This is a genomic window from Enterobacteriaceae endosymbiont of Donacia provostii (assembly GCF_012570145.1).
In the GTDB taxonomy this organism is placed as follows: domain Bacteria; phylum Pseudomonadota; class Gammaproteobacteria; order Enterobacterales; family Enterobacteriaceae.
This window is the reverse complement of the sequence record NZ_CP046206.1, coordinates 240,319-253,404: the sequence shown is the minus strand read 5'-3', so window position 1 is coordinate 253,404 and position 13,086 is coordinate 240,319. Positions and strand designations below refer to the sequence as shown.

Genomic DNA, 13,086 nt, shown 5'->3' with positions numbered 1-13,086 from the left:
AATTATTGGTTATTAATGTTTTATAAATTTCATATAAAAGTATTTAAGAATTACTAAAAATTAAGACCTCACCATTATGAATCTTACCGAATTAAAAAATAAACCTATATCTGATTTAATTGATTTAGGTGAAGGTATTTATCTAGAAAATTTAGCTAGAATGCGTAAACAAGATATTATTTTTGCTATACTAAAACAACATTCCAAAAGTGGTGAAGATATTTTTGGTGATGGAGTATTAGAAATATTACAAGATGGTTTTGGATTTTTACGTTCTTCTGATAGTTCTTATTTAGCTGGTCCTGATGATATATATGTTTCTCCTAGTCAAATTAGACGTTTTAATTTACGTACAGGAGATACTATTTCAGGTAAAATTCGTCCCCCCAAAGAAGGAGAAAGATATTTTGCTTTATTAAAAGTTAATCAAGTAAATTTTGATAAACCTGAAAATGCTAGAAGTAAAATTTTATTTGAAAATTTAACACCATTACATGCAAATTCTAGATTAAGTATGGAAAGAGGTAATGGATCTATAGAAGATTTAACTGCTCGTGTATTAGATTTAGCCTCTCCTATAGGAAGAGGACAACGAGGTTTAATAGTAGCTCCTCCTAAAGCTGGAAAAACTATGTTATTACAAAATATTGCACAAAGTGTTGCATATAATCATCCTGATTGTGTATTAATAGTCTTACTTATTGATGAACGTCCAGAAGAAGTAACAGAAATGCAAAGATTAGTTAAAGGTGAAGTCATAGCATCAACTTTTGACGAACCTCCTTCTAGACATGTTCAAGTTTCAGAAATGGTTATTGAAAAAGCAAAAAGATTAGTAGAACATAAAAAAGATGTTATTATTTTATTAGATTCTATGACACGTTTAGCGAGAGCATATAATACTGTTGCACCTGCATCTGGTAAGGTTTTGACAGGAGGAGTTGATGCTAATGCATTACATCGTCCTAAACGTTTTTTTGGAGCTGCAAGAAATGTTGAAGAAGGTGGTAGTTTAACAATTATAGCAACAGCATTAATTGATACAGGATCTAAAATGGATGACGTTATTTATGAAGAATTTAAAGGTACTGGTAATATGGAATTACATCTATCACGTAAAATAGCAGAAAAAAGAGTATTTCCTGCTATAGATTATAATAGATCTGGAACAAGGAAGGAAGAATTATTAAGTTCTTCTGAAGAATTGCAAAGAATGTGGATTTTAAGAAAAATTATTCATCCTATGAATGAAATAGATGCAATGGAATTTCTAATAAATAAATTATCTATGACAAAAACAAATTATGATTTTTTTAATATGATGAAAAGATCTTAATTTATTAATGATATTAATATTTTTTATTAAAATTATTTTAAATAAATATTATTATAATATATATAAATATTTATATGTATAATTTAAAAAATTTTTATAAAAAAACTAGACATTTAAGAAATGAATTTGTAAAATTAATCTTATATATGATTATACTCATAATTTAGTTGGATAAAGTACTTTTTTCTAAAATAGAGATCTTTGGGTTTAATTTTTATTTAATGTATTATGTAAAATAATTTATTAATTTTTTATTTAAAATTAATATGGTGGTTATAGCTCAGTTGGTAGAGCACTGGATTGTGGTTCCGGTTGTCGTGGGTTCAATTCCCATTAACCACCCATAATTTTTACGGCGAGTAGCGCAGTTTGGTAGCGCAACTGGTTTGGGACCAGTGGGTCGGAGGTTCAAATCCTCTCTCGCCGACACATACAACTATAACATGTATTAATTTTAAATATAAATATTTTTCTTAATACAATATTTTTTTATATCATCTATAGTAATTAATGGCATTTTATATTTCTTTGCAAAATATATTGTATCAATTTTATTGGCCATTGTTCCATTTTTATTAGTTAATTCACATAATACACCTACAGGTTTCATTTTTGCAGATCTTAATAAATCTATTGTTGCTTCAGTATGTCCTTGTCTTTTTAAAAGACCTCCATTTACAGCTCTTAATGGAAAAACATGTCCAGGTCTATTTAAATCTTCAGGAGTTACATTATTAGAAATAGCTGTTTTTATAGTAATAAATCTATCTTTAGCAGATACTCCTGTAGAAATACCATTAGCTGCTTCAATACTAACAGTAAAACCTGTTTTATAAAAATTCGTATTTTTTTTTACCATCATAGGTAAATCTAATCTTTTACGTAAAGATTCTGTAATACATAAACAAATAATACCACTACCATATCTAATAGAAAATGCAATATTATTTATTGAAATATTTTCTGCTGCAAAAACAATATCACTTTCATTTTCTCTTTTTTCATTATCTAAAATTAAAATTCCTTTTCCTTTTTTTAAAGAAAAAATAGCATTTTTAATACGTGTTTTAATATTACCAAATTCTGTATTAAGTAAATTCATAGAATAATACTTACATTATAATTTAATAATATTATATATTAATTTATTAATTAAAATAAAATTTTTATAAAAAAATTAAAATGATAAAATTTTTATTTTTTATAAAAAATATTTTAAAAAATTTTTTAGAAATAATATATTATTATAAATAATATTTTTTTTATTAAAAAAAATTTAGGAGTAATAAATTGAAAATATATTTAGTTGGTGGCGCAATACGTGATAAATTACTTAAAATAAATGTAAAAGATAAAGACTGGGTTGTTGTTGGATCTGATATCCAATCAATGTTAAAATTAGGTTTCAAATTAGTTGGTAAAGATTTTCCTGTTTTTTTACATCCTACAACGTATGAAGAATATGCATTAGCTAGAACAGAATATAAAAATGGACATGGTTATAAAGGTTTTAAATATTATTCAACACCTTTTATTTCTTTAAAAGAAGATTTGTTTCGTAGAGATTTAACTATTAATGCTATTGCACAAGATAATTTAGGTAATTTTTATGATCCATATAATGGTTTAAAAGATATAAAAAAACGTATATTAAGACATGTTTCATCATCATTTAAAGATGATCCTTTGAGAGTATTAAGAGTAGCTAGATTTGCAGCTAAATTAAAATATTTAAATTTTAAAATTCATGATAGTACATTAGAATTAATGAAAATTATGAGTAATTCAGGAGAATTATTATATTTAAAACCAGAAAGAATCTGGAAAGAAACATATCTTGCTCTTAAATCTAATCATCCTCACATATTTTTTCAAATATTAAAAAAATGTAATGCTTTATCTATTATTTTTCCAGAAATAAATCAATTATATGGAATACCTGCCCCAGTTAAATGGCATCCAGAAATTGATACTGGAATACATACAATGCTTACATTAAAAATTATTTCTCAACTTACTAAAAATGTATCAACAAGGTTCGCTGCATTATGTCATGATTTAGGCAAGGGATTAACTCCTAAAAAATTATGGCCAAGACATCCAGGACATGGTATCGCTGGTATACCATTAATTAAAAAATTATGTAAAAAATTAAAAATACCTAATAATTATAAAATTTTATCTCTGTTAGCTGCTAAAATACATGATATTATTCATGATATATATAATCAAAAACCAATAGATATATTAAATATATACAATATAATTGATGCATGGAGAAAACCGGAGAGAGTAGAACAAATAGCTTTAATAAGTGAAGCTGATGCTAGAGGTAGATTAACTTTAGAATCCTTAGAATATAAACAAGGAAAGTATTTTATTAATATGTATAAATATATTTCCACATTAGATATTAAAAATATAATTAATAATTTTAATTTAAAAGGAATTAATATAAATAAAAAAATTCAGAAGGAAAGAATAAAATTAATAAAATATTTTTTAAAATTAAAAAATTAATGTAATTTTAGTATTTAATATACTAATATAATTAGTAAAATTAAAAGTATACGATATAAACTAAAATATATTAAAGATTTGTTATTTATAATATAAATAAATTTCTTAATTATAACTAGGCTAATTATAAATGAAATAAAAAATCCTATTGACAATATTTTGAAATTATAAAAATCTATAATTAAATAATTTTTATATAATTCTAATAAATTAGCTCCTAAAATTACAGGTATAGATAAAATAAAACATAATTCCGTAGCAATAGTACGTTTAATTCCTAATAATAAACTTATAGATAATGTAGTACCTAATCTAGAAACTCCAGGTAATAAAGCAAAACATTGAAAACACCCAATTATAAAATTTAAATTATATGAAATGTGATTTATTGTATTAATTTTACATATTTTAGGTTTATATATTTCAGAAATGAATAATAATAATGCTCCTAAAAATAATCCATATTTAATATTATTTAAATCATTAATATTAATTATTTTATGATAAAAAATTAATCCTATAAATATTACTGGTAATGCAGATACTATTATATGAAGTAAATTAAATTTATTATTATTATAAATATTATAATTAATTGTATTAAATATAATATTTATAACTTTTTCTCGAAAATAAATTATAATTGCAAAAATTGATCCTAATTGTATAATAACTTCAAATATTTGTAATGATTTATTATTTATAATATTTAATATTTTAGAAAAAATAATGATGTGAGCACTTGAAGATATTGGTAAAAATTCAGTTAAACTTTGTACTATACTAAGTATAGTAGCAGAAAAATAATTTAATTGTGTCATAAAAACCTCAAAATAAATTTTTTTTTATAAAAAATTATCTTTAAAAGATAATTTAGGATTTACTAAAATATTGAAATTATTTGATATATATTTTTTTTTTTCTAAAAAAAATTTTTTTACACCTACATAAGCAATCATTCCTGCATTATCTGTACATAATTTTTTATAACTATAAAATAATTTAATGTTATTTTTTTTTAAATTTTTATAAAAAAAATTTCTTAGTTTTTTATTTGCACTTACTCCTCCAGCAATAACTAATTGTTTAATATTATATTTTTTTAAAGCCCAAAAACTCTTTATGTAAAGAGTATTTATAATAGCATCTTCAAATGCATATGCAATATTTGCTTTTATTTGAAAATTATTTAAATCATTTTTTTTTATAATATTTTTTACAAAAGTTTGTAATCCAGAAAAACTAAAATTTAAATTATTTTTTTCTAATGTCATTGGGCGAGGAAAAATAAATTTTTTAGGTATCCCAAATTGGGATAATTGAGATAAATTTTTACCTCCAGGATATTTTAATCCTAATAATTTAGATATTTTATCTAATGTTTCACCTACAGCATTATCTATATGTTTACCTAAAATTTTATATTTTCCAAATTTATATACATATATTAATTGTGTATGTCCTCCAGAAATTAATAATCCAATAAATGGAAAAGATGGTTTTTGTTTCTGTAACATTATTGAGAATAAATGTCCTTCCATATGATTTACTGGAATAATAGGAATATTTAATGAAAATGCTATTGTATTTGAAACTATTGCTCCTATAATTAAAGAATTTATTTGTCCAGGTCCTGCAGTATAAGCTATAGCATTAATATCATTTAAATTTTTATTAATTTTAAATAATGATTTTTTAATTAATGGAATAATTTTTTTTATATGATTTCTAGCAGCTAATTCAGGTACTATACCTCCATATTTAGAATGAATTTTTTGTGTACAAACATTATTACATAAAATACCTTTCTTACTATCGTAAATAGATACTGATGTATCATCACATGATGTTTCTATACCCATTAGAAGCACAGTATATTTCCTAAATATAAAATAATAATTTTTTATAATAAAAAATAAAAAATTATTTATATAATTAAAATTATATATTATAATATTATTTGATAAAAAATAATATATTATATGAAATATAAAGGATATAACATGCCAGTAATTAAAATACGTGATAATGAACCATTTGATTTAGCTTTAAGACGTTTTAAACGTTCATGTGAAAAAGCAGGAATTTTATCAGAAGTAAGACGTAGAGAATTTTATGAAAAACCAACAACAGCAAGAAAAAGAGCTAAAGCTTCAGCAATTAAAAGACATATAAAAAAAATATTAAGAGAAAATTCAAAAAGAATTCGTTTATATTAATAAAATATATATAATTTATAAAAAATAATAAATAAAAAAATTATTTTTATGATTAAATATGTATCTCGTGTTTTTATTAATGATTTATTAGATAAAATTGATATTATAAATTTAGTTACAAGTAAAATTAACTTAAAAAAAAAAGGTAAGAATTTTTTTGGAATTTGTCCTTTTCATATAGAAAAAAATCCTTCTTTTGTTGTGAATTCTGAAAAACAATTATACCATTGTTTTGGTTGTGGTGCACATGGTAATATAATTGATTTTATTATGAATTATGAAAATTTATCTTTTCTTGAAAGTATTAAATTATTATCAGAAATATTTAATATTCCTATTAAAAATTATAATACATCAATTTATATTAAAATAAATAAAAAAAATAATATTTATTATAAATTAATGTTTCATTTAAGTATTTTTTATAAAAAATATTTATTTAAATCTTTAGGTAAAATAGCATTACAATATCTATTAAATAGAGGATTTAATTTATATATTATTAAATATTTTTCTATTGGTTTTTCGCCTATTTTTTGGACTGATAAAATATTAAATAATAAAAAAATGATTCAAATATTGAATAAAAAATTAAAAATATTAAAATTAAATAATAATAATAATTATTATGATATTTTTTACAATCGTATTATATTTCCTATTAAAAATATAAAAGGATCTATCGTTGGTTTTGGTGGGAGAGTCTTTAATAATAAGGAACCAAAATATTTAAATTCTTCAGAAAATAATATTTTTCATAAAAGTTATGAACTATATGGATTATTTGAAACAAAAAAAGAAAATAATACTATTAAAAAAATTATTGTAGTAGAAGGATATATTGATGTTATTAGTTTATTTCAATTTAATATAAAATATGCAGTTGCTATATTAGGAACTGTAATTAGTAATTTGCATATAAAAAAATTATTTAATATTACTAATAAAATTATTTATTGTTTTGATGGAGATAAAGCAGGTATAGAAGCACAATGGAATGCTTTAAAAAAAAGTTTACCTTTTTTAGTTAAAGGTAAACAAATATATTTTTTAATTTTACCTAAAGGAGAAGATCCTGATAGTTTAATTAGAAAAGAAGGGAAAAATATTTTTGAAAAAAGAATTAATAATGCTTTATCATTTTCCTATTTTTTTTTTAAAAGATTATTTTTAAAAAATTTATTTTCTACTTGTGAAGAAAAAACAGCTTTTATATATAAAACTCTATCACTTATTAAATTAATTCCTGATAATTTATTTCAAATAAATTTAGTACAAATTTTAGGAGAAAAGATAGGAATTTTAAATTTTTTAGATATATTTAATTTATTAAATAATCATAAAAAAGTAACTATACAAAATAATTTTAAAAAAACTACTATTCGAGTATTATTAAGTTTATTAATACAAAATCCTAAATTAATTAAATTAGTTCCTGAATTTAAATATTTTAAAAATTCAAATATTAACGGATTATTTTTTTTGATAAAATTTGTAAATTTTTATAAAAACAAAAATATAACGACTGCTAAAATATTAGAACGATATAGAGACACAAAATTAAGTAAAATTATTAAAATTTTAATAACATGGAATCATATGATTCCTAAGAATCAAATAAAAAATTTTTTAATTTTTTTAATAAAAAAATTAAAAATTAATATTCTAGAAAATAGGCAAAATTATTTAATAGCTTTAGATAGAATAAAAGGATTAAATAATGAAAAAAAACAAGAATTATGGTCTTTAAATAAAATATTAATTAAAAAAAAAAATAATTTAAAAACTAAATAAAAAATAACTAAAATATTATAAATAATATATTTTTCAACAAATAATTTATTTAAATTTTAATAAATAATATTATGGAACTATTTATGGATTATAACTCAAAATTACAGTTTCAAATGCTTGTAACTCGAGGTAAAGAACAAGGTTATTTAACTTTTTCAGAAATTAGTGATCATTTACCTGATAATATAATTAATTCTGATCAAATAAAAAATATTATTCAAATGATAAATGATATAGGTATTCAAGTGATGGAAGAAGCTCCCGATAATGATGATTTAATATTAAATAATAATGAAAACAATACAACAGAAGCTGAAGATGCAGTACATGTATTATCTAATGTAGAATTAGAAATGGGAAAAACTACAGATCCAGTAAGAATATATATGCGTGAAATGGGTACTGTAGAATTATTAACACGAGAAGGAGAAATAAATATTGCAAAACGTATAGAAGAAGGTATTAATCAAATACAATCTTCAGTAGCTGAATATCCTAAATCTATTGAATATTTATTAAAAAAATATGATAAAGTTCAATCTGGAAGTATGCGTTTATCAGATTTAATACATGGTTTTATTAATGATAATAATCTTGAGGAAAAAATTATATCTTCTTCTTATCAAGAATTATCTAATAATATATCAACAGAAAATAATGAAAATGTTATAGATTATAAATTAGCTAAAAAAAAATTCAGAGAATTAAAAAAACAATATTATAAAACATTAATTTTAATTAAAAAAAAAGGTAGATATCATAAAAAATCGTTAAATGAAATTAAAAATCTTACAGAAATGTTTAAACAATTTCGTTTAGTATCTAAAGAATTTGATTATATGGTAGAAAAAATGCGTTCTATAATATATAGAATACGTATAAAAGAACATAATATTATGAATTTAATTCTTAAATATTATTCTATATCAAAAAAAAAGTTTATTAAAATATTATATAATCAAATAACTTATAAAAATTTTTTTTTTAATAAACTTAAAAAATTTCAATATAAAAAAAAATATGAAATATATGAAAAAAAAATATTTTTTAATAAATTAAATAATTATATTGATAAATTAATAAATATTGAAAAAGAAACTGGATTGACTATTTTACAAATTAAAAATATTAATAAAAAAATTAATATAGGTGAAACAAAAGCTAAAAAAGCTAAAAAAGAAATGATTGAAGCTAACTTAAGATTAGTTATTTCTATAGCTAAAAAATATACAAATAGAGGATTACAATTTCTTGATTTAATTCAAGAAGGTAATATTGGCTTAATGAAAGCAGTAGATAAATTTGAATATAGAAGAGGTTATAAATTTTCTACATATGCTACCTGGTGGATTAGACAAGCTATAACACGTTCTATTGCAGATCAAGCAAGAACTATAAGAATTCCAGTTCATATGATTGAAACTATTAATAAACTTAATAGAGTTTCGAGAAAAATATTACAAGAATTGGGTAGAGAACCTACACCAGAAGAATTATCAAAACATATGCTTTTACCTGAAGATAAAATTAGAAAAATTTTAAAAATAGCTAAAGAACCAATTTCAATGGAAACTCCTATAGGAGATGATGAAGAATCTCACTTAAGTGATTTTATTGAAGATTCTAATTTAGAACTACCTTTAGATTCTGCAACTTCAGAAAGTTTAAAAATTGCTACATATAACATTCTTTCTAGTTTAACGCCAAGAGAAGCAAAAGTATTACGAATGAGATTTGGAATTGATATGAATACAGATCATACTTTAGAAGAAGTAGGAAAACAATTTGATGTAACTAGAGAAAGAATTAGACAGATAGAAGCAAAAGCATTAAGAAAATTACGACATCCTAGTAGGTCTGAAATATTAAAAAGTTTTTTAGATAATTAATCCATAATAAAATAATTAAGTAATTAAGAAATTAATTACTTAATTATATAAATTTTATTTAAATATATTTTTTTTCCCCTCTTCTTAAGGTTAATATTTTATTTCCATTATTAGTAATAAGCACTGTATGCTCATATTGAGCTGAATAAGTTTTATCTATAGTTTTTACTGTCCAATGATCATTTGTAACATATACACTATGATGCCCTATATTAATCATAGGTTCAATTGTAAATATCATGCCTTTTTGTAATATAATACCATAATCATATGATTTATAATGTAAAATTTGAGGTTCCTCATGAAAATTTCTTCCAATACCATGACCACAATAATTTCTAACAACAGAAAAATTTTTAGATTCTACATATTTTTGTATTACTTGACCAATTTTATATAATCTAATACCTGGTTTTAAAATATTAATAGCTTTATATAAGCTTTTCTTAGCAGTTAAACATAATAATTTTAATTTTTTAGAAATATTTTTACCTACTAAAAACATTTTTGATGTATCGCCATAATAATTATCATACAATACTGTTATATCTATATTTACAATGTCTCCATTTTTTAAAATTTCATTTTTATTTGGTATTCCATGACATACAACATCATTAATAGAAATACATACAGATTTTGGAAAACCTTTATATCCTAAAATAGCAGATTTAGCTTTTTGAGTTTTAGTAATATAATTATGACATATATTATTTATTTCTTCAGTACTAATTCCAGGTACTATATAAGTTTTTATCATTTCTAATACTTCAGCTGCTAATTGGCAAGATTTATAAATTTTTTTTATCTCTTTAGAATTTTTAATGAAAATTTTCATTATTTTCTTTTATATAATATTAATTATTTAATATAAAATGGTATATTATATACCTAATTTTATTTTTATAAAAATAATTAAATTAAATTTATTAAATAAATTTTTTGTATAAATACAAATTATATAATATTATTTTATTTATTTATAAAATGAGGATAATAATAATGTCTATATCTATCAAGAAAATGTTTAAAGTAGGAACTCATTTTGGTCACCAAACACGTTATTGGAATCCAAAAATGAAAAAATTTATTTTTAACCATAAAAATAAAATACATATTATTAATTTAGATAAAACTTTTCAAATGTTTAATATTGCACTAAAAGAATTAAAAAAAATTACTTCTCGTAAAGGTAAAATTTTATTTATTGGAACAAAAAAAGCAGCATCTAATCTTATAAAAGAAACTGCAATTAATTGTCATCAATTTTTTATTAATCATCGTTGGTTAGGAGGTATGTTAACTAATTGGAAAACTGTGAAAAAATCTATAAAAAAATTAAAAGAATTAGAATTACAAAGTAAAGATGGAACATTTAATCAATTAATTAAAAAAGAAGCTTTAATAAGAAATAGAAAATTATTAAAATTAGAAAAAAGTTTAGGTGGTATTAAAAATATGGGAGGATTACCTGATGCAATATTTGTTATTGATGCAAATCATGAAAAAATTGCTATAAGTGAAGCTAAAAAATTAAATATCCCTATTTTTGCAGTAGTAGATACTAATTCTAATCCAGAAGGAATTAATTTTGTTATTCCTGCTAATGATGATGCTATCCGTGCTATAAAATTATATTTATATTATGTTACTCAAACCATATTAAATAATAAATTACAATCTAATAATAAAAAACTAAAAACTCATTAGGAGATGATAACATTGAAAATTAATATTAATAAAATTAAAAAATTAAGAAATATTACAGGTATTAGTATTATAGAATGTAAAAAAGCATTAGTAGCAACACAAGGAAATATTAATAATGCAATAAATTATATAAGACAATATCTTACAGTAGAATCTATTAAGAAATTTAATAATGAAACAAAAGAAGGACTTATTTTAGATTATGTAACAAAAGATTTTGGAATTTTATTAGAAATAAATTGTCAAACAGATTTTGTAGCAAAATCAATAAATTTTATAAATTTTGGAAATGAAATTTTAAATTATATTATAAAAAATAATCAACAAGATATTAATATAATACAGAAAGTTTTTAATAAAAAAAAAATAGAACTAATTGGTCTTTTAAAAGAAAATATATTTATTAATCAAATACACTATATTCAAGGTAAATTTATAGGTAAATATATACATCATAATAAAAATATAGGAGTTATTATTAAATCTAATATTAATAATCAATTATTAATGAAACAGATTGCTATGCATATAGCTATGTTAAAACCAGAATATATACAAGAAAAAAATATTCCTTCTGATATTCTTAATCAAGAATATAAGTTACAAAAAAATATTGCAATGAAAAAAAATAAATCTCCAATAATTTTTAAAAAAATAATAGAAGGAAGAATAAAAAAATTTATAAATAATATTACATTATATAACCAAAAATTTTTATTAGATAATAATCAAACAGTGTTTAATATTTTAAAAAAGAATAAAATGAAAATTTTAAATTTTGTACGTTTAAAAATTAATGAAAATATAATTAAAAACTAATTATTTTTTTTATATCATTTTATTAATTTTATTTTATGAAATTTTAATAAATAAATATCTTATGAATACTAAAAAAAAAATATTTTATAATCGTATTATATTAAAAATAAGTGGAGAATTTTTACAAGGTAAAAATATATCAGGTATAGATAATAAATTACTAAATTATATCATACAAGAAATACAAAGTATTTTACCTTTAGGTATTGAAATTGGTATAGTAATAGGAGGAGGGAATTTATTTAGAGGTCGATATTGTAATAAAAATAATAATGTTAAAAGAGTTTTAGGTGATCAAATTGGCATGATATCAACCATAATTAATGGTTTATTATTGTATAATTCTTTTAAAAATAAATTAATTAATGTATATTTAATGTCTTCTTTACCCATAAAAAGTATTTGTCAAGAATATAATATTTTTAAAGCAATAGATTTAATTAAAAATAATATAATTATATTAACAGGAGGTCTAGGTAATCCATTATTTACTACAGATACTACAGCATGTTTAAGAGCAATAGAACTAGAAGCTGATGCTGTATTAAAAGCAACCAAGGTTAATGGAGTATATTCTAAAGATCCTATAAATTATTCTAATGCTAAATTTTTTAATTTAATTAATTATGATTATTTAATAAAAAATAAAATTAAAATTATGGATAATACTGCATTTCTCTTAGCTCGAGATTATAATATACCTATACATATTTTTAATATTTATAAACCTGGTTCTTTATATAAAATTATAACTGGTCAAATTATAGGAACAATAATAAAAAATTCTTAAATATATAAT

At 20.6% G+C, this 13,086-nt stretch carries 12 protein-coding genes and 2 tRNA genes; 10 read left to right on the top strand and 4 right to left on the bottom strand.

Going from position 1 to position 13,086, the window contains the following annotated elements; all coding sequences use genetic code 11:
- Positions 1-76 precede the first annotated feature (76 nt).
- The 3 genes from rho (at position 77) to GJT93_RS01195 (ending at position 1,763) form a co-directional block, all read left to right on the top strand.
- Positions 77-1,336 carry a transcription termination factor Rho gene (gene rho / locus GJT93_RS01205; protein ID WP_168821794.1) on the top strand — a complete coding sequence of 420 codons (1,260 nt, stop codon included), beginning with the start codon at positions 77-79 and terminating at the stop codon, positions 1,334-1,336.
- Between the two features lie 269 nt (positions 1,337-1,605).
- Positions 1,606-1,678, top strand: a tRNA-His gene (locus GJT93_RS01200).
- A gap of 11 nt (positions 1,679-1,689) precedes the next feature.
- Positions 1,690-1,763 (top strand) — tRNA-Pro (locus tag GJT93_RS01195).
- Positions 1,764-1,790: 27 nt separating this feature from the next.
- Here the strand turns inward: GJT93_RS01195 and ribB are convergent.
- Positions 1,791-2,438: a 3,4-dihydroxy-2-butanone-4-phosphate synthase gene (gene ribB / locus GJT93_RS01190; protein ID WP_168821793.1), complete on the bottom strand. Its 648-nt coding sequence runs from the start codon at positions 2,436-2,438 to the stop codon at positions 1,791-1,793.
- Between the two features lie 188 nt (positions 2,439-2,626).
- On the opposite strand from ribB, the gene GJT93_RS01185 reads away from it, so the two are divergent.
- Positions 2,627-3,856 (top strand): multifunctional CCA addition/repair protein, encoded by a 1,230-nt coding sequence (locus tag GJT93_RS01185; protein ID WP_168821792.1) that lies wholly within the window; start codon positions 2,627-2,629, stop codon positions 3,854-3,856.
- A gap of 14 nt (positions 3,857-3,870) precedes the next feature.
- On the opposite strand, the gene GJT93_RS01180 is transcribed toward GJT93_RS01185, so the two are convergent.
- Both GJT93_RS01180 and tsaD read right to left on the bottom strand, forming a co-directional pair.
- The gene (locus GJT93_RS01180) at positions 3,871-4,677 is read right to left on the bottom strand and encodes an undecaprenyl-diphosphate phosphatase (protein ID WP_168821791.1); all 807 of its coding nucleotides are present in this window, start codon (positions 4,675-4,677) and stop codon (positions 3,871-3,873) included.
- Between the two features lie 24 nt (positions 4,678-4,701).
- A complete protein-coding gene (gene tsaD / locus GJT93_RS01175) occupies positions 4,702-5,718 on the bottom strand; it encodes a tRNA (adenosine(37)-N6)-threonylcarbamoyltransferase complex transferase subunit TsaD (protein ID WP_168821986.1) in 1,017 nt (338 codons plus the stop codon).
- A gap of 141 nt (positions 5,719-5,859) precedes the next feature.
- Here tsaD and rpsU point away from each other — a divergent pair, with 141 nt between their 5' ends.
- The 3 genes from rpsU to rpoD all read left to right on the top strand — a co-directional run bounded on the left by rpsU (position 5,860) and on the right by rpoD (position 9,758).
- Positions 5,860-6,075, top strand: coding sequence for a 30S ribosomal protein S21 (gene rpsU / locus GJT93_RS01170; protein ID WP_168821790.1), 216 nt, complete (start codon positions 5,860-5,862; stop codon positions 6,073-6,075).
- A gap of 48 nt (positions 6,076-6,123) precedes the next feature.
- Positions 6,124-7,869 carry a DNA primase gene (gene dnaG, locus GJT93_RS01165; RefSeq protein ID WP_168821789.1) on the top strand — a complete coding sequence of 582 codons (1,746 nt, stop codon included), beginning with the start codon at positions 6,124-6,126 and terminating at the stop codon, positions 7,867-7,869.
- Positions 7,870-7,952: 83 nt separating this feature from the next.
- Positions 7,953-9,758, top strand: a complete 1,806-nt coding sequence (gene rpoD / locus GJT93_RS01160) for an RNA polymerase sigma factor RpoD (protein ID WP_168821788.1) — start codon at positions 7,953-7,955, stop codon at positions 9,756-9,758.
- 58 nt (positions 9,759-9,816) lie between these two features.
- Here the strand turns inward: rpoD and map are convergent, their stop codons facing one another.
- Positions 9,817-10,596: a type I methionyl aminopeptidase gene (gene map / locus GJT93_RS01155; protein WP_168821787.1), complete on the bottom strand. Its 780-nt coding sequence runs from the start codon at positions 10,594-10,596 to the stop codon at positions 9,817-9,819.
- Between the two features lie 164 nt (positions 10,597-10,760).
- Between map and rpsB the strand changes: the two genes are divergently transcribed.
- From rpsB to pyrH, 3 genes are all read left to right on the top strand, one after another.
- Positions 10,761-11,468, top strand: a complete 708-nt coding sequence (rpsB, locus tag GJT93_RS01150; protein ID WP_425483314.1) for a 30S ribosomal protein S2 — start codon at positions 10,761-10,763, stop codon at positions 11,466-11,468.
- 3 nt (positions 11,469-11,471) lie between these two features.
- Complete coding sequence (gene tsf / locus GJT93_RS01145) at positions 11,472-12,287, top strand: translation elongation factor Ts (RefSeq protein WP_168821786.1); 816 nt, start codon at positions 11,472-11,474, stop codon at positions 12,285-12,287.
- 61 nt (positions 12,288-12,348) lie between these two features.
- On the top strand, positions 12,349-13,077 hold the full coding sequence (pyrH, locus tag GJT93_RS01140) for a UMP kinase (RefSeq protein WP_168821785.1): 729 nt from the start codon (positions 12,349-12,351) through the stop codon (positions 13,075-13,077).
- Positions 13,078-13,086 lie beyond the last annotated feature (9 nt).